16 protein-coding genes and 1 pseudogene are annotated in these 21,627 nt (G+C 67.4%); 7 read left to right on the forward strand and 10 right to left on the reverse strand.

The window, feature by feature from the left end; translation table 11 throughout:
• Positions 1 to 86: 86 nt before the first annotated feature.
• Positions 87 to 1,247, forward strand: a complete 1,161-nt coding sequence (locus OG892_RS00475; RefSeq protein WP_371628183.1) for a MalY/PatB family protein — start codon at positions 87 to 89, stop codon at positions 1,245 to 1,247.
• 153 nt (positions 1,248 to 1,400) lie between these two features.
• Here the strand turns inward: OG892_RS00475 and OG892_RS00480 are convergent, their stop codons facing one another.
• Entirely contained in the window at positions 1,401 to 1,817 is a 417-nt protein-coding gene (locus tag OG892_RS00480; protein ID WP_371628184.1) for a hypothetical protein, read from the reverse strand.
• A 643-nt stretch (positions 1,818 to 2,460) separates the two neighbouring features.
• Here OG892_RS00480 and OG892_RS00485 point away from each other — a divergent pair.
• Positions 2,461 to 3,328 (forward strand): annotated as a pseudogene (locus OG892_RS00485) (transposase); the annotation flags it as partial.
• On the opposite strand, the gene OG892_RS00490 reads toward OG892_RS00485, so the two are convergent.
• Positions 3,318 to 3,848: a hypothetical protein gene (locus OG892_RS00490; protein WP_371628185.1), complete on the reverse strand. Its 531-nt coding sequence runs from the start codon at positions 3,846 to 3,848 to the stop codon at positions 3,318 to 3,320. The pseudogene OG892_RS00485 and the gene OG892_RS00490 overlap by 11 nt on opposite strands.
• 391 nt (positions 3,849 to 4,239) lie before the next feature.
• On the opposite strand from OG892_RS00490, the gene OG892_RS00495 reads away from it, so the two are divergent.
• Both OG892_RS00495 and OG892_RS00500 read left to right on the forward strand, forming a co-directional pair.
• Complete coding sequence (locus tag OG892_RS00495; protein WP_371631549.1) at positions 4,240 to 4,467, forward strand: hypothetical protein; 228 nt, start codon at positions 4,240 to 4,242, stop codon at positions 4,465 to 4,467.
• 322 nt (positions 4,468 to 4,789) lie between these two features.
• Positions 4,790 to 5,284 carry an AAA family ATPase gene (locus OG892_RS00500; protein ID WP_371628186.1) on the forward strand — a complete coding sequence of 165 codons (495 nt, stop codon included), beginning with the start codon at positions 4,790 to 4,792 and terminating at the stop codon, positions 5,282 to 5,284.
• Between the two features lie 65 nt (positions 5,285 to 5,349).
• Here OG892_RS00500 and OG892_RS00505 read toward each other — a convergent pair whose 3' ends face one another.
• The 7 genes from OG892_RS00505 to OG892_RS00535 all read right to left on the reverse strand — a co-directional run bounded on the left by OG892_RS00505 (position 5,350) and on the right by OG892_RS00535 (position 14,171).
• A complete protein-coding gene (locus OG892_RS00505; protein WP_371631550.1) occupies positions 5,350 to 5,907 on the reverse strand; it encodes a transposase in 558 nt (185 codons plus the stop codon).
• Entirely contained in the window at positions 5,874 to 6,413 is a 540-nt protein-coding gene (locus OG892_RS00510; protein ID WP_371628187.1) for a winged helix-turn-helix domain-containing protein, read from the reverse strand. The genes OG892_RS00505 and OG892_RS00510 overlap by 34 nt, the downstream gene beginning before the upstream one ends.
• 264 nt (positions 6,414 to 6,677) lie before the next feature.
• The gene (locus OG892_RS00515; RefSeq protein ID WP_371628188.1) at positions 6,678 to 7,133 is read right to left on the reverse strand and encodes a DUF6069 family protein; all 456 of its coding nucleotides are present in this window, start codon (positions 7,131 to 7,133) and stop codon (positions 6,678 to 6,680) included.
• Between the two features lie 84 nt (positions 7,134 to 7,217).
• Positions 7,218 to 8,077, reverse strand: a protein-coding gene (locus OG892_RS00520) for an IS5 family transposase (protein WP_371628189.1) whose coding sequence is annotated in 2 segments (ribosomal slippage) — positions 7,218 to 7,717 and positions 7,717 to 8,077 — 861 coding nt in all. Because the reading frame shifts where the segments join, the coding sequence is not laid out codon by codon here.
• Between the two features lie 269 nt (positions 8,078 to 8,346).
• Positions 8,347 to 9,345, reverse strand: a complete 999-nt coding sequence (locus OG892_RS00525; RefSeq protein ID WP_371628190.1) for an RNA polymerase subunit sigma-70 — start codon at positions 9,343 to 9,345, stop codon at positions 8,347 to 8,349.
• 704 nt (positions 9,346 to 10,049) lie between these two features.
• The gene (locus OG892_RS00530; protein ID WP_371628191.1) at positions 10,050 to 12,275 is read right to left on the reverse strand and encodes a CocE/NonD family hydrolase; all 2,226 of its coding nucleotides are present in this window, start codon (positions 12,273 to 12,275) and stop codon (positions 10,050 to 10,052) included.
• A gap of 156 nt (positions 12,276 to 12,431) precedes the next feature.
• On the reverse strand, positions 12,432 to 14,171 hold the full coding sequence (locus OG892_RS00535; RefSeq protein WP_371628192.1) for a CocE/NonD family hydrolase: 1,740 nt from the start codon (positions 14,169 to 14,171) through the stop codon (positions 12,432 to 12,434).
• A 139-nt stretch (positions 14,172 to 14,310) separates the two neighbouring features.
• Between OG892_RS00535 and OG892_RS00540 the strand changes: the two genes are divergently transcribed.
• A complete protein-coding gene (locus OG892_RS00540) occupies positions 14,311 to 14,949 on the forward strand; it encodes a TetR family transcriptional regulator (protein ID WP_371628193.1) in 639 nt (212 codons plus the stop codon).
• A 1,249-nt stretch (positions 14,950 to 16,198) separates the two neighbouring features.
• Here OG892_RS00540 and OG892_RS00545 read toward each other — a convergent pair.
• Positions 16,199 to 16,837, reverse strand: a complete 639-nt coding sequence (locus OG892_RS00545; protein WP_371628193.1) for a TetR family transcriptional regulator — start codon at positions 16,835 to 16,837, stop codon at positions 16,199 to 16,201.
• 139 nt (positions 16,838 to 16,976) lie between these two features.
• On the opposite strand from OG892_RS00545, the gene OG892_RS00550 reads away from it, so the two are divergent.
• Complete coding sequence (locus OG892_RS00550) at positions 16,977 to 18,716, forward strand: CocE/NonD family hydrolase (protein WP_371628192.1); 1,740 nt, start codon at positions 16,977 to 16,979, stop codon at positions 18,714 to 18,716.
• 156 nt (positions 18,717 to 18,872) lie between these two features.
• Positions 18,873 to 21,098, forward strand: coding sequence for a CocE/NonD family hydrolase (locus tag OG892_RS00555; protein WP_371628191.1), 2,226 nt, complete (start codon positions 18,873 to 18,875; stop codon positions 21,096 to 21,098).
• The last annotated feature ends 529 nt before the right edge of the window (positions 21,099 to 21,627 follow it).

The raw sequence follows: 21,627 nt of genomic DNA on the forward strand, positions 1-21,627 counted from the left end.
CGCCGGCCCACGCGTCGCCGGCCCCGGCCGCCGAGACGCACGCCCCCTCTGCCTTCCCGTCGTCATGATCTCCAGGAGCCCCATTCATGAGCAGCGCCTTCCGGGTCCCCCCGCTCACTGAACTCCGTCACCGCCTCAGCGCGAAATGGCAGACCTTCCCGCACGATGTGCTGCCCCTGCCCGTCGCCGAGATGGATTTCCCGCTCGCCGAGCCGGTCGCCGCCGCCCTGCACCAGGCGATCCGCCGCTCCGACACCGGCTACGCGGCACCCACCACCGATCTCGCCAAGGCGGTCGCCGGCTACGCCCTGCGCACCTGGGACTGGGACATCGACCCCGACCATGTGCACACCGTCGCCGACGTCGGAATCGGGATCGTCGAGACGTTGCGCCGCATCGTCGCCCCCGGGGACAAGGTGGTCATCAGTCCGCCGGTCTACGAGCCGTTCTTCTGGTGGGTCCAGGAGGTGGGCGCCCTTGTCGTCGAGGCGCCGCTGAGCGAGGCACCCTCGGCCGACAGCATCGCGCGGGGCCCGCGCCTGGATCTGGCCGCCCTGGAGCGAGCCTTCGCCGACGGGGCCAGGGCCTACCTGCTGTGCAGCCCGCACAATCCGCTCGGCCTCGTGCACCCGCGCGACGACCTGGTCGCGCTCGCCGAACTGGCCGAGAAATACGGCGTCTTCGTCCTCGCCGACGAGATCCACGCCCCGCTCGTGCAGGCCGGAGCGGAGTTCGTCCCGTTCCTGTCGGTGTCGCAGGAGGCGCGGCGCTGGGGCTTCTCGTTCCTGTCCGCCAGCAAGGGCTGGAACCTGGCCGGTCTCAAGGCCGCCACCATCATCACCGCCGACCCGGCGCCGAAGCGGTACGTCGAGCGTATGTCGCCCCACTGCCTTTACCGCACCGGGCACCTGGGGGTGATCGCCACCGTCGCCGCCCTCAACGACGCGGACGCCTGGCTCGCCGAGGTCCTGGAAGTCCTCGACCACAACCGGACCCTGCTCGCCGAGCTCCTGGACAAGCATCTCCCCGCGGCGCGCTACACGCCGCCGCAGGCCAGTTTCCTGGCGTGGATCGACTTCCGGGCCCTCGGCTGGGGCGACGACCCCGCCGCCCACATCCTCGGCGCGGCCAAGGTCGCCCTGAACTCCGGTCACCGTTACGGCTTTCCCGGCTTCGCCCGGCTCAACTTCGGCTGCGCGCCGGAGACCCTCACCGAGGCGGTCATCCGTATCGCCGAGTCCTGCTGACACCCCTGACGAACCTCGAAGTCGACCGCTGACGGATGATCTTCTCCGTAGGCTCCCGCCCACGACCAGCGTGAGCACCCCGGAAGGCCGTCACACCAGCCATTTGACTTGCGAATTCAAGTTGGCGAAGGCTCACTCACTCTGCGAGTCTGACTACAAGGAGGACACCGCCTCCCCGTCCCGCCAAGCGATCCGCGTCGGCATCGGCTCCCCCACCACCGAGTCCCGCAGGAACAGCGGTGTCGAGCCGGCCATGCTCAGGTGGCCGTTCACACTCCGCGTGAGGGCGAGGCCGTAGCCGTCGGGGGTGTCCGCCCAACCCGTGCGCGTACCGGCAGCCCCTCCGTGCCTCGTCGCCCAGCCCCACTCGCGCCACACCCCCGTCACCAGGTCGAAATACCGGTCTCGGGTGTCCGGCGCGGTTCCCAACACCCAGTACCGGACGTCGAAGGTCGCCCAGCCGTCATCGGGATGGTTCAGGTCATCGGACAGGACAACCCCGCGGTGCAGGCCCGCGTGGGGTAGGTCCGGATGCCGTAGCGCCAGCGACAGTTCCGGGGGGCAGCGCACGGAGCGTCTCCGTGAAGCGCCGTAGTAGCTGGGTACGGGCCTCGGCCTGTGTTCTCACCGTTCTCACCCGCATAGGACGCCCGCAATCAAGCGAGAGAGAGGGGGCACCAGTGGGAGAAATTCCTGGTGTGCGTGAGGAGTTGGACCGGCTCGGGCGTGCCCTGCGTGCGCAGCTCGTCGAGCTGATCGACGACCTGACCCCCGGCGCCGACCTCGGCCTCCTCTTCCTCGACGAGCCGAACGTCGCCGACTGGCGCGAGCCCCTGCGCTACAGCTACTCGGCCGTGTTCCGTGGGGAACGCCCCGGAGGGGTCGGCGCTGCCGACGTCGCCTCCCGGGCGGCCGGCCTGCTCAGCTTGGCCGACTGGGACATCGCGGGGCCTCAGGAGGAGATCGACGGCACGAAACGCACGTACGCCCTCACTGCCCGCCGCCCCGACGGCACCCGCATCGAAGTCCGCACAGGCGACTACAACTCGGCCGTGCTCTACAGCGGGCAGACCCCCGCCCTAGCCTTGCACGAGCCGGAGGAGTTCCAGTGGCCGGAGCCGGTCCGGACGCCCGAGACCCTCACGCCCGGCTACGTGCTCTGCTACGAGTGCGACGGCCTCGGCGCCTGCCACGGCTGCGGTGGACGCGGCTGCCCCTGCCCGCCGACAGCGACCTGGCCCAGGCCATCGCCGTCCTCGCCCGCGCCCACCAGGACGCGGTCTGGAACCGGCAGCAGATCGCCAACCAGCTCCGCTCTCTCCTGCGTGAGTACTACCGGGCAGCTCTTGAGGCATGGCGGCACAAGGCGGGCGGACTGACCCGGCCGGACGCGCGGAAGATCCTTGCCGCGGCACCGACCCCGACCGAGGCCGCTGAGGTGGCACTCTGGAAGCTCAAGGTGACGATGCACAACGCGGGCCGCCAACGTTGGGATCAACGAGGACACCGAACGGATTCAGACGCTGTTCCGGCAGCCGTCCGCCCGCCAGCTACCGGTGGTGGAGGAGGCCATGGGTATCCAGGCCAAGGCTCTGCTGGTCCAGCTGAACGCCGTCTGCAAGGCAGTCGACGAGCTTGCCAAGGCGGTCGAACGGACCTTCCGAACCCACCCCGACGCCCCGGTCATGCTCAGCTTCCCCGGTATCGGCCCTGGAGTCGGTGCCCGCCTCCTGGCCGAGATCGGCGACGACCGCACCCGCTTCGCCACCGCTGGTGGACTCAAGGCATACGCGGGAGCTGCCCCGATCACCCGGGCCTCGGGCAAACGCAAATACGTCGGGCGCAGGTTCGTGAAGAACAACCGCCTCAACCACGCCGGCTACCTATGGGCCTTCTCCACCCTCACCCACTCGAAGGGCGCCAACGCGCACTACCGGAAGCGACGGGAGCACGGAGACTGGCATGCACAAGCCCTGCGGCACCTGTTCAACCGCATGCTCGGCCAGCTCCACCACTGCCTCCAGACTCGTGTCCCCTTCGACGAAGTGATCGCCTTTCCAGTGGACGCCGCTACGGCGTGACTGACGAGGACTCCTCCTCCGGGGCGGCCATGACCAGACCGGAACTTACGGCCTGGTCATGATCGATCCCAAGGCGCTGGAGGTAGGCCCAGCGGTCGAGCTGTTCGCAGGCCCATGAGGGGTCGTACGCCGCCGTCGGCAGCTGCGGTATGCGCTTGCGGCCGGTTTCGTCGAGGCGGTAGGGAGCGTCGAAGGCTTTGTCCCAGCCGTCCAGGTCTGCTGCGAAACGAGCGCCCGCTTCCGCGGCGTCGATCCCCAAGTACTGGGCGATCTCCGACCAGGAGCTGCCCCGTTCGCGTTCGTAGATCACGGCCGAGGCCAATGCGCGTTGAGCGAGTTCGATGAGCTGGAACGCTTGGCTGACCCGACCCCCGGGACCAGTGTCAGGGTCGTTCTCGGTGGCGACCAGTCCCCTCGCGCTATCAGCTACGTCCACGGCGTGGTCGCAGAGGACCAGGCGTGCCAGCGCCTGGCGGGTGAATCGGGCACGGTCGGCGTCGTAAGGGGTCGTCTCAGTCACCCGCACAGCCTCCCAGGCTGTGTCCGCAGCGAGTACCTGATTTCCGACGGGGACCGGGCTCCGCTTGACGGCTTAGCCGCATGAGGTGTCTTTCCACGCGATAGCCGTGGGAGAGGTCAGGTGCTCACGTTCTCTGCGGGGCTGGTTGCCGCCCGTGTGCGGGTGACGGGCCCGCCCTCCGCGCATGCCCGTCTGTCCGGGCAAGCGGGGCCCGGGACGAAGAGGACGTCCCGGGCCCCGCCGGGGCTCTGCCGACGAGGTGGTTCGCGGCGTGGGTTCAGTAAGTCGGGAAACAGGCTCTCCGGGTCGACGTGTCGGACATTGGGGATAGATCGGGGCTGCTCGAATAGTCCCCTGAACCATCCCGTCGATTCTAGGAGTTCTCGTGCGTATGCCCACATTCGTCCTCACTGTCGCCCCGGCCGCTCTGCTCGTTCTGACCGCTGCGGGAGGCGCCACGGCTGACGACTTCGACTCACCGAGCGGGACCGGTACTGCGGTCACCTGGCAGGGCAATGGGGGCGACGGGAGCATCACCTTCTTCGACAACGGGAGCACGTTCCAGGGAACCGCGCAGTTCCCCGGCGAGGGCCCCATGGGCTACGGCGGCAACTCCTGAACGAGGTTTCTGGACCTTCTGCGCGCCGCCCGTGTGCTGCGCGCAGAGGGCCGGGGCCCCGGACGGTTCTACAACAACCGTAAATAAGGCGAAAGGCGTCATGAAATTCAGCGTGTAATTCTGCCTTTCTTGAAACAGCCTTGGACGGTTTTCTGTTCGGGGTTGTTTTGTGTTTTGGTGTCCTTTGACAGCGAAGCTACTGAACTTGATTGGGTGATGTCGGGCGTGCAGCTCATCTTGCTCCGCAAGCCCTGCTCGACGGTGAGCCCGGCGGTCGGAATCCACTTCGTTGCAGCGCGCCGGGACCGTTAGGGTCAGCGGGATGAGTGATCTTCAGGCTGTCGTATGGCTACTTACGGGCATGCCCGGCTCGGGCAAGACCACCTTCGCGAAGGCGTTGGCACGAGGCGGTGTCGTCCGTCTGTCGGTGGATGACCAAATGACAGCTCGGCATGGACGGATCGGCAAAGACCACGCCGAGCACGAACACCTCGCGCTTCAGGCTCCCGTGATTGAGGGCGTTCAGCGACAGCTCGTCGCACTCCTACGGGAAAGCCGTTCGGTAGTGCTGGATCACGGTCTGGGCACCCGCGCGGTCAGGGACGACTACAAGCAGTTGGTTACGGAGTGTGGCGCCAAGTGGCGACTCGTCCACTTCCAGGCTGATCACGATGAGTTGTTGCGGCGACTGGCCAAGCGAAACAACGAGGAGGAACACGGCGTGATTTCGCCAGAGACGCTGGCCTGGATCGCCGAGCACTCCGAAGCCCCTGCGGGGGAGGGTGAAGAGCCCCCAATACTTCCAACCTCAGCCTGACAAAGATCCCTGGCTGAGATGCTTTTCGGCCACGCAGGTCCAGGCACGGTCGACACCAGGCCAGATCAGGTGTCCAGCGCCAGGCTGGCGCCGGCAAGACAGCCGTCGATGAGGTGCGGCCGGTACTGGATCTTCTTGAGGTTGCTTTTCACAGCGATGGCGAGCTGGTCGAGGTTCGCGGCGGCGAGGTCGCCGATCGTCCGTTTCACCAGGGACCAGATGCCTTCCTGCGGGTTGAGGTCAGGTGCGTAGGACGGGAAATGGAAGACGGTCAGCCAGTCCTCGTTCGCGGTGATGAAGTCCTTCATCTGCGGCATGAGATGGGTGCGCAGGTTGTCCCAGACCAGGACGATGGGGCCCTTGAGCTGGTTATGCGCCCGCACGATGAGGTCGCGGTAGTCCTGCCAGGTGAATCCCTTGGGTTCGCCCTTGCGGCCCCGGTGGACGCGGAAACTGCAGATCAGCCGGGAGCGGTCTCCGGGACGGAAGCAGACCATTCCCGCCATCGAAACCCGCCCTGAACCCCGTCCCCGGACGCGGACTACAGGAGTCCGGCCGACCCGGCCCCAGGACCTCGCGCGTGGCGGCCTCAGCGACTGGCTGGCCTCGTCCTCGAAGAGGATCCAGGCATCGCGGACCGCCGCCGTGCTTTTACCTGCGGCCACACCTCCTTCTTCCACAACTCCACTGCGTCGTCGTCACGTTCGATTGCCCGGCGGGCCGGCTGCTGCCACGACCAGCCATGACGCTTCAGCAGCCGCCATGTCCCCTCCACCGTGTAGCTGACGTGAAACAAGCGCCCGATCAAGGTCTTCACCCGCGCCAGCGTCCACCGCTGATCAGCCCAACCATGAGCAAGCGGACCACGCTCCAACTCCCGCTCCATTTTGGCAATTTGGTCTGCCGTAAGCCTCGGACGACCTGGCGATCCCTTCGACCGGACACCCTCTTCACCCCGCTCGCGCCACTGACGGCGCCAGCGCTCCACCGACCGCTCGCTCACCCGCAGCGCGGCCGCGATCTCCCGGCTCTTTGCACCGATCTCGAAGCGACCGACCGCTTCCAGCCGGATCCGCTCTCTTGCCGCCCTCTTGGCATCGGTCAAGCCACCGCCCTGCACGTATCTCACACCCCACAGGTACCGACCCGACTCAGCTCCGTCAGGCGAACAGCCCGACATCACCCAATCAAGTTCAGTAGTCGAGTGCAGCGCGCTGACCTGCGGCGACTAGGTTGGATGTCAACGGAGGGGCCAATGAGCTCTTTTCAACCTCCCACGTCACAAACAGTGCTCTCTGCCCGTCGGCGGCGTGGCAGCGTCCCGCAGGCGTAGGTGTCAGGGCCCGGTTGCGGGCGCGTCCTGGCGCGGTGTGAGCCTGACGTCGACTCGCAGTCAGTCGGTCCGGGTGCGGAGGCTTCGCGCCAGAGTGGGGATCATCACCGCCGCAGGGACGAGGTGGAGCCCGAGGAGGGCGGCGATGGTGGCAGTGTTCGCCCCGGACAGGAGGGGCGGGACCAACGAGATCGCCGTCAGCGACACTGCCGTCCACACGAATCGCAACGCGGGGCGAGGGCTCCAACGAAGAAAAGCGACGGCAATGACGATGCCCACGACCGAGAAGAACCCGGTCACCACGGCGAACCCGGACAACGGGATCGTCTCGCCACCGTCGGGGATCTCGAAGTTGACGCCAACGGCCTGGGCAAGCGCCGCGGCGACGGTGGTGGCCACCGTCGCTGCGAGCGTGGCGATGAAGCCGGTGCCGGCGAGCCCGCGGAGCCGGTGGGTGTGGCTGGACCGGCCCGATGCCGCGCCTGCGACGACCCCGGTGTCATCCATGCTGTTCATGGTGTTCCTCCGTCATTCGGTAACTGGCGTACGGGGTGTTGCCTTGCATGTGACGGTCCTGGCCCTAGAGTGTGTCTTCAAAGGTCAGATCCATAACAGGATTGAGGCGATGGTGACGGTGGCCTGGAACGACTCGTGGGTCTTGTCGTAGCGGGTGGCCAGGCCGCGCCATTGTTTGAGCCGGTTGAAGCAGCGCTCGACGACGTTGCGGAGTCGGTAGACCTCCCTGTTGAAACGCGGTGGTCGGCCGCCACGTGAGCCTCGGCGTAGGCGGCCGCTGGCCTGGTCGATGCGTTCGGGAATCGTGTGGCGGATGCCGCGCTTTCGCAGGTAGGCGCGGATCTTACGGGAGCTGTAGCCCTTGTCCGCGATGACGTGGTCGGGCCGGGTGCGTGGCCGGCCTGGACCGATGCGGGGAACGCAGATGGCGTCCAGGACCTCCTCGAAGCGAGTGCAGTCGTTGACGTTCCCGCCGGTCAGAACGAAGGCGAGTGGGCGGCCGTGTCCGTCGCAGACCAGGTGGAGCTTGGTGCTCAGTCCGCCTCGGGATCTGCCGAGGGCGTGATCACCCGCTTCGTCCCCCTCGGTGACCCCTTTTTGCCGCCGGCGGCGTGCTGATGGGCCCGCACGATCGTGGAATCGACCGACACCAGCCAGTCGATGTCCCCGGCCGCATCTTTCTCCGCCTGCAGAGCCCGCAGCATGCGAGAGAACGTGCCATCCAGCGCCCACCTGCGGAAACGCGTGTAGAGCGTCTGCCAGGAGCCGTAGCGTTCCGGCACATCCCGCCAGGCCGACCCCGTACGCAACTTCCACACAATCCCGTTCAGCACCACGCGGTCATCCGACCGCGGCCGCCCCGCCGTCCCCGAACTCGGCAACAACCGCGACAGGACAGCCCACTCAGCATCCGACAGCTCATGACGACGCACCACAACCGACATGATCCCTCAACACCTAAAACAGCTTTGAAGACACGGCCTAGGGGTGACGACGCGCACCCTCGCCGTGCGTCGGCCGGGGTTGCGCAGGGCGCGGACGCCGGTGCCGCGGAGCCAGAACCCGGCTCCGCGTCCGAGGACCTGCCCCAGCTCGCCGTCGCGCAGCTCCAGCTGAACCCGCCCGCGGGTGACGACGCCGAACGCGTCGCACCACTCCTCCGCGACCACTGGCACACGCGCGCCACCGCGCAGCGCGAGCGTCCACACCGGGACTACTCCGTGCCGTCCGCCGGCAGGCGCTCCGGCAGCCCCAGCCGCGGGAACCGGTCGTCGTGGAACGTGACGATCTCGGTGATCACCCCGCCGGTGATCCGCAGGACATCGATCGTCAGCGGCAGGTACGCGCCCTCCTGCTTCTGCCAGAGGTAGAAGGCGACGGCGGGCTGCCGGTTCACGGAGGTGGGGACGGCGCGCAGGCCCGTCATGCCCTCGAAGCCGTCCTCGACCCAGTCGTTCACCACCGCGTCTCGGCCGATGTATAGGCCCGGCGTGGGCGGCATCGAGCACCGGACGTCGTCCCGCAGTATGGCCGCGATCTTGCCGACGTCGGTCGCGACGCTGGCTTCGGTGAAGCGGCGCACCAACTCGCGCGTCCCGGTGTCCTGTTCGCCGCCGGTCCAGTCCTGCCGCTCGGCGGGCAGATGCTCCCGCATGCCGGCACGGGCCCGCTGCAGTGCGCTGTTCACGGAGTTGACGGAGTCCCCGAGGAGCTCCGCGACCTCCTTCGCCGGCCAGCCGAGCACGTCCCGCAGGATCAGCACGGCCCGTGGGCGCGGCGCGAGGTGCTGGACGGCGACCAGGTACGCCAGCTCGATTGTCTCCCGCGCGACGGCGAGGGTCTCCGGCTCGTCCGCGTCGCCCGCGGGCAGCTCATCGAGGAGCCGGTCCGGGTAGGGCTGCAGCCACAGCACTTCGCCACCGGTCGCAGGCTCCGGGCGGTGCTTGGCGAGCAGGTCCAGGCAGGCGTTGGTGGCAATCCGGTACAGCCAGGCCCGGAACGTCGACCGCCCCTCGAAGGTCTCCCGCCGCCGCCAGGCACGGAGGAACGTTTCCTGCACGGTGTCCTCGGCGTCCTCGAACGACCCGAGCATCCGGTAGCAGTGCACGTGCAGCTCCCGCCGGTGCCGCTCCGCCAGCCCAGAGAACGCCGGCTCGCCGACCTCGCCCAGCCCGCTCAAGCCCAGCTCTTCCAGCCGCGTGTCCGCACTCATCACGTCACCCTTCCGCCTCGTCGTGTCCCGTCGTAGGTATGACGGGTGCGGACGCGAAAACTCATCACCAGGGTCGGTCGGCATGACCGATCCAGTCACCGATCCACTGATGGATTCGGTGACGGAGCACGACGCGCGTTACGACAAGGGGGGCGGGTCCGCCGGAGCGGGCGCGGGTGCGCGATCGCCTGGCGCGTGCCGGGGTCGCCTGGTCTACGACGACGCGGCGGGCATGGCCGCACGGGCACGGCACGAGGTCCACCGAAAAGAGACGGGCTTGGTCGTGGAGCCGAGACCCGGCTCACCTGGGGAGATGCGCCCAAGGGGATTCGACCTACCCACGGCGGGGATGACGGTAGCGCAAGAGCCATCGCACGTGCGCCAGCAGTACCGCCTCCGGCGCACCCAGCGTGCTCACCCCGTACGACTAGGTTCACTGTCAAAGAGGCCGAAACGACTGAGTTCGCTGTCAAACGCCTCGATTGGATGACAAAGGACATTTGGTGTCCTTCGACAGTGAAGTTAGTCGTGTGCGGCGTGCTGGTCTGCGGCGACTGAGTTGGACGTCAATGCGCGCCCGCCACACAGCACCTTCGCGACCGCGAGCGCGTTCGCAAGGGGTACGGCCGCAAAGCCGTCTCTTACGTGCTGCTGCCCGGGCAGCGCAGGACGCTGCCGGGGCCGGCCCTGGTGCTCCGTGAGGACTACGGTGTCGGGCGGTGCGGCACGATCGGGAGTTGCACGTAGCTGATGCGGTCCGGACCGGTGTGCACGGTGTTGGTTGCGCCTGCGTGGTAGGCGGCGTCGTACTCGTGGGGGACACCGTGGGCGACTCCGTCGTAGGGCTGGATGTCGATGCGCAGGCGCTGGCCGGTCCGGATCAGTCCGGTGTTGGGGATGAGTTCGATTTCGACCGGGACCACCTCGCCGTCGCGAAGGGGTGCGTGGTCGTCTTTGAGGTGGGTGTGCTTGGGCGTGTATGGGGTGGTGCGGGCGGTGTCGAGCGTGCGGTGTGACGCCTTGAGCCATCCCTTGGTCATCGGGGCGATGCGGGCGGGGTAGTTCATGGTGGTGATGCCGAGGAAGTCGACTTCTCGGTCCTGTTCGTCGATGACGCGCACGGAGATGTAGATGTCCATGTCCTCGCTCGTGGAGGACACCCAGAGTTTGGCTTTGCCGTATCCGGCGATGACCGCGTCGTCGGCCATGGGCTCGCTGATGAAGGACATGCCGGTGGTACGGGGGTCTGCCGGCTCGACGTCGGCCGAGTAGGCTGCCTCCCGCTCAGCCGTTGGCTCCGAGGACGAGAGCCGCCTGAAGTCCGAGCGCGCGGAGTCTGCCGCCCAGTCCGACTCAGCCGCGTCGAAGTACCACTTGGTGTAGTTCGTCCTGGCGATCGGCCATTCGTTCTCCTCCTGGATGTAGGAGGCGCCGTTCCCGGTGCGGATCTCCAGGCGCACCGGCGGGGTGTCCATGATTCCGTTGTCGATGCCCTTGAGCCAGTGGTCGAAGAACGCCTTGTGCCGGGTGACGGTGTCTGCCGCGTAGGACTTCTGGAACCAGTCCTCCCAGAAGTCGAGCTTCTTGTGCGGGGTCGGTGTGGCGAGGTATGCCTCGCTGCTGCCGAGCTGGTGGAAGTGGGCGAGGTGGGTGGTGGCTGCTACGGACCACAGGGGAACGGTGACCTCGCTCATGTCCGGGCTCATGAACATCTCCGCGCGCGGCCCGTAGATGAGGTCGGGGTCGGAGTCCTTGAAGGGGCTCTCCTTCATGATGCGGGTGAAGTCGGCGATGTCGGGTTCGCCGCAGATCGCGGGCACGAACCCGGCCTGCTTCCAGTTGGGGAAGAAGTGCTCGTTGTAGATGCCGCCGTTGTAGGCGACCTCCTCGTACAGGTCGACGTCGGTGCCAATCGCGATCATCGCCTTGAGGTGTGCGGGCTGCAGGCTCGCGGCGGCGTGCTGACTGACGGCGAGATAGGACATGCCCCACAAGCCGACGGCCCCGTTCGACCAGGGCTGGACGCCGGCCCACTCGATGGCGTCGCGGAACGCTTCGGCTCCGGCCAGTCCCCACGGGGCCAGTTGACCGGGGCTCCGGCCTGCACCGGGCATGTCGACGCGGACGACCGCGTACCTGTCGGGTACCCACGTGGCCGTGTTGACGGTCTCGTGGTTCTCGAACTGCTGGCCCTCCGCGTTGCCGAGGAAGTAGTCCTCTTCCATCTGCTCGTGCCGCTCCAGGTCGGCGTCACTGCAGACGGAGTGGTGGTGGAAGGCTTTTCCGTACGGGCCGCAGCTCACGATGACCGGGTGGTTTCCGGGCTCTGCCGGGCGGAAGACGTCGGCGAAGACGTGCGAGCCGTTCTGCAGAGGGATCTTGACGTCGCGGAAGCGGAGGATGCCCATCGCGTTGCGGCGCAGTTCGTTCCGCGCGTTCGCGGGAGTGCACAACTGGCGCGGCGTCGCGTCGGTGAAGACGCCGGCCCGGTCGAGGTCGGCGAGAAGCCCGGTGACGACGGGGTCCTCGGTGAATCCCTGGATCTTGTCGGCCTGGTGGACGCCGGCGAAGTTGGCGTCGTGGCGGAAGTCGATGGGCCGGTCGCCGATGATGTCGTGGGCCTCGGGTGCGATGTCGGTCCCGTTGTCGCGGATGCCGTTGCGGCCGAGGGAGAACACCAGGCGGGCGATGTTCGTGACGCCCGGGTCCTTCAGCTTGCTGAGGTCGCCGTCGACGCGGGCGACTATCTGTGCGAGATGCAGCCGGGGCGCTGCGGGGACGTTGCCGATCGCGGTGCCGCCGAGAAGGAACGCGACTCGCTCGCCTTCCTCGTAGTGGAACTCGCCGCGTTCGTTGGTGAGTCCGCGACGGGTGGGGGTCTCGTACTTCAGGCCGGCGATCGGCCCGGCCATGACGCCTGTGAGAGTCATCGTTTTCTGTCTTCCTTGCCTTGAGTCATCGGTGGCCGCAAATGCGAAGCCGGTCGCGCAGAGCGCGCCGGAGGGCAGAGGCTGCACGCGGGCGTTCGCGATGGGATGGGAAACCGCCGGTCCGGCCGGCAGTGCCGCGACCGGAACGGCGGACTGTCATGCGGTCTTGAGCGGGAGCTGCAGGTAGGAGGTGCGGGCCCCGCCGGTGTGCACGAGGTGGATTCCCGTGTTCTGCGGCTCGTGGAACGGGACGCCGGGCATGATCGCGCCGAGCAGGTTATGTGCGCTGATCACCAGGCGCAGCTGCTCGCCGGGGTGGAGCACCAGACCGACGGGGGAGAGATCGATCTGGATCTCCGCTACGTCGCCGACTGCGAGCTTCTCGACCCGGTCGAAGGTGTGCGCGGGGATCTCGTCGGTGCTGAGGTCGCCGTCGAGGTGGCGGGTGGACACGCGCAGGCGCCCGTTGGAGCCCTTGTAGCGCAGCACCGAGGCGCTCCGATCGGTGACGTCCTGCAGGAAGGCGCTCCGGTGGGGGACGGTGAACTGCTGCAGCGCTGTCCCGTTGGCGTCGAGCTTCTGCACAAGGACGAACAGGTCCATGTCGTCCGTGCCCTCTGCCTCCACCCACAGGTGGGCTTTGGGGTAACCGACGAGTTCCGTTTCCTCGTCGAACCCGGCGAGGAAGGAGACACAGCCCGGGAGTGCCTGGGCCGGGTACCGCACGCTGCCCGCGGAGCCCGGGGCTTCCCTCCGCAGCGTGCGTGAGGAGGCGTCCAGGTAGAACCTCGTGTTCTCCACACCGGCGGGCGGGAAGGTGTCTGCGGGCTGTTCGACCCGGTCGGTGCCATGGAGGTCGAGCGTGGCGTAGCGCACCCGGGGAGTCTCCTCCCACCCGTTGTCCTCGCCCTTGAGGTAGTGGTCGAAGAACCGGCACAGGTCCTCACGGTGCGCCTCGTCGTAGTAGTCCGGCCACTCCTGGGTGCTGTGAATGCGCAGCCACTTCTCCTGCGAGGCGATGCGCCGCCAGGCCCGGAAGGTGCCTTGCGTGTGCAGGGTGTTGGTGTAGCTCGCGACGACGTACGCCGGGACGGTGATCCTGTCGAAGCGGGGGACCTTCTCCTCCCACACCGCGTCGAAGAGAGGGCGCTGCTCGGCTTCGGCGGCGACGTCTTCTCGGCGGCCGGCGCCGGCGAAGTTGCGCTGCAGTTGCTTCGTGAATCCGAGGTCGGGCATGCCGCCGCGCAGGACGAGATCCCGGTAGACGTCGCTGATTCCTTCCCACGGGTTGATCGCGGCGAGGTGCGGCGGCTGCTCCGCCGCGGTGAACCACTGCGACACCGCGAGGTAGGACGTGCCGCTCATGCCGACCTTGCCGTTGCACCACTCCTGGTCGGCGAGCCACTCGATGAGGTCGTGGCAGTCACGGCCCTCCTGCCGGTCCCACAGGTAGCTGTCACCACCGGAGTTCGCGATACCGCGGGGGTCGGGATTGCAGATCGCATACCCGTTCGCGCACCAGAACGCGGGGTCCGGTCCCTCGAACTTGCCCAGACCGGACAAGGCGCTGTTGTCCACGCCGATCATGTCGAAGAGCGAGGTAGTGGTGGGGGCTGTGCCCCCGCTCTTGCCGTACGGGCTCCACGCCACGATGACGGGTACCCGCTCGCTGCCCGCCGGGCGGAAGACGTCGGTGTAGATCGTGACGCCGTCGCGCAGGGTCACGGCGACGTCCTTCTCGAACACGATCTCGGCCGACAGCGGCAGGAATTCCGGCGCGACCTGAAACCGGGCGGGCAGAGTGCGGATGCCGGGCTCGAAGGGACTCAGCACGCCCCGGGCAGGCCCGGTCTCATAGGGGTACGACGGCACGAAGACCTTCTCGTCATCGCTCACGACGGGGCTCCTCTCACCGACACGTAGTCGGCTCACTTCAGACGGCCGGGTCGGATGATCCGCCGCTGGCGAGCGTAGAGCTGCGATCCAATTATATCAACTAGCGTTGATATATGACGGAGGCCGCTAGAGTGATCACATGTCCGAAAAACCCACAGCGTCGGCGCCCCGGCCACCACGCGGACGCCGGCCGGGGCAGAACACCACCCGGCAGGCGGTCCTCGACGCCGCGCGAGCCCGCTTCGCCGCAGACGGCTTCAACGCCACGACCATCCGCAAGATCGCTGCGGACGCCGGCGTCGACGCCGCGCTGGTGATGCGGTACTTCCGGTCCAAGGACGAACTCTTCGCCGCGGTGATGTCCATCTCGCCCGACGCCCTTGCCCGCCTCGCCGGCGCATTCGAGGGCCCCGAGCACTCGCTGGGCGAACGGGTCGCCCGGGCCCACCTGGGTGTGTGGGAGAGCGAGCCCAAGGATGCGGATGCTCTGCTCGCGATGCTCCGCGGAGCGATCGCGAACGAGCAGGCGACCGCGCAACTCCGGGAATTCATCGAGTCGCGCCTGACGGAGGACGTCCACCGGCGCGTGCCCGGTGACGATCACGACACCGCGGTCCGGGTGGCTCTGGCCGCGTCCATGCTGATCGGCATCCTCGTCGGACGCCGGGTGGTACAGGTGCCCCTGCTCACCGGCGAAGACGCGGAGTCAATCGTCCAGCGGGTTGGGCCCGCGCTGCAGGAACTTCTCGTGCCGCGGCCCGCACCGGACTCAGCCTGAAATCAAGCCCGGTGCAACCTCCAGCCCGCCCGCCGACAAAGCGTGGTGCGAGGTGCCGAAAATCAAGGTGCCCCTGGGCGGTCGTGACCGCTTCGCCGACTCCGGCCGCGAACATCAGCGCCTCATTGGTCAACCCGCACGACTCGGTTGCCTGTCAAAGAAGCTGATACGACTGGGTTCGATGTCAAACGCCTCGATTGAATGTCAGAGGAAATTTGGGTGTGGGGTTTGGTTTTGGTGCAGGTGGTGCCGATTGCCAATTGCTACACAATGATCCATGTTGATGCACGTCGACTTTGGGGCGTCCCGGGAGTGTGGTCCTGTTCCGCCAAAGGAACATGCTGCATCAGTTGATGCAGAGGGGTGGCAGGGATGGGGGAGACTGGTTCCAGAGTTCATCCGGACCACGAAGTGACGCGCCCTCACACCAGGCCTGGTACACCCCACGGCCCCGTGCTGGGCCCTGCTCGCCGCCAGGGCCACCAGGCAGGGCCCAGCGCACTCTCGCCACCTGCAGGCCGCAGGAGTGGTGGCCCCGCATCCCAGTCTCCACAAAGGCCAGGACGATGATGCGCCGTCACCCTTCCCGTAGCCAGCCCGGCGGAGCCGGTAGGGCGGCCGCTGGCAGCGGACGCCCTACCGGCTCCGCCGGGCTGGCTACGGGAAGGGTGACGGCGCATCATCGTCCTGGCCTTTGTGGAGACTGGGATGCGGGGCCACCACTCCTGCGGCCTGCAGGTGGCGAGAGTGCGCTGGGCCCTGCCTGGTGGCCCTGGCGGCGAGCAGGGCCCAGCACGGGGCCGTGGGGTGTACCAGGCCTGGTGTGAGGGCGCGTCACTTCGTGGTCCGGATGAACTCTGGAACCAGTCTCCCCCATCCCTGCCACCCCTCTGCATCAACTGATGCAGCATGTTCCTTTGGCGGAACAGGACCACACTCCCGGGACGCCCCAAAGTCGACGTGCATCAACATGGATCATTGTGTAGCAATTGGCAATCGGCACCACCTGCACCAAAACCAAACCCCACACCCAAATTTCCTCTGACATTCAATCGAGGCGTTTGACATCGAACCCAGTCGTATCAGCTTCTTTGACAGGCAACCGAGTCGTGCGGGTTGACCAATGAGGCGCTGATGTTCGCGGCCGGAGTCGGCGAAGCGGTCACGACCGCCCAGGGGCACCTTGATTTTCGGCACCTCGCACCACGCTTTGTCGGCGGGCGGGCTGGAGGTTGCACCGGGCTTGATTTCAGGCTGAGTCCGGTGCGGGCCGCGGCACGAGAAGTTCCTGCAGCGCGGGCCCAACCCGCTGGACGATTGACTCCGCGTCTTCGCCGGTGAGCAGGGGCACCTGTACCACCCGGCGTCCGACGAGGATGCCGATCAGCATGGACGCGGCCAGAGCCACCCGGACCGCGGTGTCGTGATCGTCACCGGGCACGCGCCGGTGGACGTCCTCCGTCAGGCGCGACTCGATGAATTCCCGGAGTTGCGCGGTCGCCTGCTCGTTCGCGATCGCTCCGCGGAGCATCGCGAGCAGAGCATCCGCATCCTTGGGCTCGCTCTCCCACACACCCAGGTGGGCCCGGGCGACCCGTTCGCCCAGCGAGTGCTCGGGGCCCTCGAATGCGCCGGCGAGGCGGGCAAGGGCGTCGGGCGAGATGGACATCACCGCGGCGAAGAGTTCGTCCTTGGACCGGAAGTACCGCATCACCAGCGCGGCGTCGACGCCGGCGTCCGCAGCGATCTTGCGGATGGTCGTGGCGTTGAAGCCGTCTGCGGCGAAGCGGGCTCGCGCGGCGTCGAGGACCGCCTGCCGGGTGGTGTTCTGCCCCGGCCGGCGTCCGCGTGGTGGCCGGGGCGCCGACGCTGTGGGTTTTTCGGACATGTGATCACTCTAGCGGCCTCCGTCATATATCAACGCTAGTTGATATAATTGGATCGCAGCTCTACGCTCGCCAGCGGCGGATCATCCGACCCGGCCGTCTGAAGTGAGCCGACTACGTGTCGGTGAGAGGAGCCCCGTCGTGAGCGATGACGAGAAGGTCTTCGTGCCGTCGTACCCCTATGAGACCGGGCCTGCCCGGGGCGTGCTGAGTCCCTTCGAGCCCGGCATCCGCACTCTGCCCGCCCGGTTTCAGGTCGCGCCGGAATTCCTGCCGCTGTCGGCCGAGATCGTGTTCGAGAAGGACGTCGCCGTGACCCTGCGCGACGGCGTCACGATCTACACCGACGTCTTCCGCCCGGCGGGCAGCGAGCGGGTACCCGTCATCGTGGCGTGGAGCCCGTACGGCAAGAGCGGGGGCACAGCCCCCACCACTACCTCGCTCTTCGACATGATCGGCGTGGACAACAGCGCCTTGTCCGGTCTGGGCAAGTTCGAGGGACCGGACCCCGCGTTCTGGTGCGCGAACGGGTATGCGATCTGCAATCCCGACCCCCGCGGTATCGCGAACTCCGGTGGTGACAGCTACCTGTGGGACCGGCAGGAGGGCCGTGACTGCCACGACCTCATCGAGTGGCTCGCCGACCAGGAGTGGTGCAACGGCAAGGTCGGCATGAGCGGCACGTCCTACCTCGCGGTGTCGCAGTGGTTCACCGCGGCGGAGCAGCCGCCGCACCTCGCCGCGATCAACCCGTGGGAAGGAATCAGCGACGTCTACCGGGATCTCGTCCTGCGCGGCGGCATGCCCGACCTCGGATTCACGAAGCAACTGCAGCGCAACTTCGCCGGCGCCGGCCGCCGAGAAGACGTCGCCGCCGAAGCCGAGCAGCGCCCTCTCTTCGACGCGGTGTGGGAGGAGAAGGTCCCCCGCTTCGACAGGATCACCGTCCCGGCGTACGTCGTCGCGAGCTACACCAACACCCTGCACACGCAAGGCACCTTCCGGGCCTGGCGGCGCATCGCCTCGCAGGAGAAGTGGCTGCGCATTCACAGCACCCAGGAGTGGCCGGACTACTACGACGAGGCGCACCGTGAGGACCTGTGCCGGTTCTTCGACCACTACCTCAAGGGCGAGGACAACGGGTGGGAGGAGACTCCCCGGGTGCGCTACGCCACGCTCGACCTCCATGGCACCGACCGGGTCGAACAGCCCGCAGACACCTTCCCGCCCGCCGGTGTGGAGAACACGAGGTTCTACCTGGACGCCTCCTCACGCACGCTGCGGAGGGAAGCCCCGGGCTCCGCGGGCAGCGTGCGGTACCCGGCCCAGGCACTCCCGGGCTGTGTCTCCTTCCTCGCCGGGTTCGACGAGGAAACGGAACTCGTCGGTTACCCCAAAGCCCACCTGTGGGTGGAGGCAGAGGGCACGGACGACATGGACCTGTTCGTCCTTGTGCAGAAGCTCGACGCCAACGGGACAGCGCTGCAGCAGTTCACCGTCCCCCACCGGAGCGCCTTCCTGCAGGACGTCACCGATCGGAGCGCCTCGGTGCTGCGCTACAAGGGCTCCAACGGGCGCCTGCGCGTGTCCACCCGCCACCTCGACGGCGACCTCAGCACCGACGAGATCCCCGCGCACACCTTCGACCGGGTCGAGAAGCTCGCAGTCGGCGACGTAGCGGAGATCCAGATCGATCTCTCCCCCGTCGGTCTGGTGCTCCACCCCGGCGAGCAGCTGCGCCTGGTGATCAGCGCACATAACCTGCTCGGCGCGATCATGCCCGGCGTCCCGTTCCACGAGCCGCAGAACACGGGAATCCACCTCGTGCACACCGGCGGGGCCCGCACCTCCTACCTGCAGCTCCCGCTCAAGACCGCATGACAGTCCGCCGTTCCGGTCGCGGCACTGCCGGCCGGACCGGCGGTTTCCCATCCCATCGCGAACGCCCGCGTGCAGCCTCTGCCCTCCGGCGCGCTCTGCGCGACCGGCTTCGCATTTGCGGCCACCGATGACTCAAGGCAAGGAAGACAGAAAACGATGACTCTCACAGGCGTCATGGCCGGGCCGATCGCCGGCCTGAAGTACGAGACCCCCACCCGTCGCGGACTCACCAACGAACGCGGCGAGTTCCACTACGAGGAAGGCGAGCGAGTCGCGTTCCTTCTCGGCGGCACCGCGATCGGCAACGTCCCCGCAGCGCCCCGGCTGCATCTCGCACAGATAGTCGCCCGCGTCGACGGCGACCTCAGCAAGCTGAAGGACCCGGGCGTCACGAACATCGCCCGCCTGGTGTTCTCCCTCGGCCGCAACGGCATCCGCGACAACGGGACCGACATCGCACCCGAGGCCCACGACATCATCGGCGACCGGCCCATCGACTTCCGCCACGACGCCAACTTCGCCGGCGTCCACCAGGCCGACAAGATCCAGGGATTCACCGAGGACCCCGTCGTCACCGGGCTTCTCGCCGACCTCGACCGGGCCGGCGTCTTCACCGACGCGACGCCGCGCCAGTTGTGCACTCCCGCGAACGCGCGGAACGAACTGCGCCGCAACGCGATGGGCATCCTCCGCTTCCGCGACGTCAAGATCCCTCTGCAGAACGGCTCGCACGTCTTCGCCGACGTCTTCCGCCCGGCAGAGCCCGGAAACCACCCGGTCATCGTGAGCTGCGGCCCGTACGGAAAAGCCTTCCACCACCACTCCGTCTGCAGTGACGCCGACCTGGAGCGGCACGAGCAGATGGAAGAGGACTACTTCCTCGGCAACGCGGAGGGCCAGCAGTTCGAGAACCACGAGACCGTCAACACGGCCACGTGGGTACCCGACAGGTACGCGGTCGTCCGCGTCGACATGCCCGGTGCAGGCCGGAGCCCCGGTCAACTGGCCCCGTGGGGACTGGCCGGAGCCGAAGCGTTCCGCGACGCCATCGAGTGGGCCGGCGTCCAGCCCTGGTCGAACGGGGCCGTCGGCTTGTGGGGCATGTCCTATCTCGCCGTCAGTCAGCACGCCGCCGCGAGCCTGCAGCCCGCACACCTCAAGGCGATGATCGCGATTGGCACCGACGTCGACCTGTACGAGGAGGTCGCCTACAACGGCGGCATCTACAACGAGCACTTCTTCCCCAACTGGAAGCAGGCCGGGTTCGTGCCCGCGATCTGCGGCGAACCCGACATCGCCGACTTCACCCGCATCATGAAGGAGAGCCCCTTCAAGGACTCCGACCCCGACCTCATCTACGGGCCGCGCGCGGAGATGTTCATGAGCCCGGACATGAGCGAGGTCACCGTTCCCCTGTGGTCCGTAGCAGCCACCACCCACCTCGCCCACTTCCACCAGCTCGGCAGCAGCGAGGCATACCTCGCCACACCGACCCCGCACAAGAAGCTCGACTTCTGGGAGGACTGGTTCCAGAAGTCCTACGCGGCAGACACCGTCACCCGGCACAAGGCGTTCTTCGACCACTGGCTCAAGGGCATCGACAACGGAATCATGGACACCCCGCCGGTGCGCCTGGAGATCCGCACCGGGAACGGCGCCTCCTACATCCAGGAGGAGAACGAATGGCCGATCGCCAGGACGAACTACACCAAGTGGTACTTCGACGCGGCTGAGTCGGACTGGGCGGCAGACTCCGCGCGCTCGGACTTCAGGCGGCTCTCGTCCTCGGAGCCAACGGCTGAGCGGGAGGCAGCCTACTCGGCCGACGTCGAGCCGGCAGACCCCCGTACCACCGGCATGTCCTTCATCAGCGAGCCCATGGCCGACGACGCGGTCATCGCCGGATACGGCAAAGCCAAACTCTGGGTGTCCTCCACGAGCGAGGACATGGACATCTACATCTCCGTGCGCGTCATCGACGAACAGGACCGAGAAGTCGACTTCCTCGGCATCACCACCATGAACTACCCCGCCCGCATCGCCCCGATGACCAAGGGATGGCTCAAGGCGTCACACCGCACGCTCGACACCGCCCGCACCACCCCATACACGCCCAAGCACACCCACCTCAAAGACGACCACGCACCCCTTCGCGACGGCGAGGTGGTCCCGGTCGAAATCGAACTCATCCCCAACACCGGACTGATCCGGACCGGCCAGCGCCTGCGCATCGACATCCAGCCCTACGACGGAGTCGCCCACGGTGTCCCCCACGAGTACGACGCCGCCTACCACGCAGGCGCAACCAACACCGTGCACACCGGTCCGGACCGCATCAGCTACGTGCAACTCCCGATCGTGCCGCACCGCCCGACACCGTAGTCCTCACGGAGCACCAGGGCCGGCCCCGGCAGCGTCCTGCGCTGCCCGGGCAGCAGCACGTAAGAGACGGCTTTGCGGCCGTACCCCTTGCGAACGCGCTCGCGGTCGCGAAGGTGCTGTGTGGCGGGCGCGCATTGACGTCCAACTCAGTCGCCGCAGACCAGCACGCCGCACACGACTAACTTCACTGTCGAAGGACACCAAATGTCCTTTGTCATCCAATCGAGGCGTTTGACAGCGAACTCAGTCGTTTCGGCCTCTTTGACAGTGAACCTAGTCGTACGGGGTGAGCACGCTGGGTGCGCCGGAGGCGGTACTGCTGGCGCACGTGCGATGGCTCTTGCGCTACCGTCATCCCCGCCGTGGGTAGGTCGAATCCCCTTGGGCGCATCTCCCCAGGTGAGCCGGGTCTCGGCTCCACGACCAAGCCCGTCTCTTTTCGGTGGACCTCGTGCCGTGCCCGTGCGGCCATGCCCGCCGCGTCGTCGTAGACCAGGCGACCCCGGCACGCGCCAGGCGATCGCGCACC

The sequence above is a fragment of the Streptomyces sp. NBC_00341 genome (assembly GCF_041435055.1).
Lineage (GTDB): Bacteria > Actinomycetota > Actinomycetes > Streptomycetales > Streptomycetaceae > Streptomyces.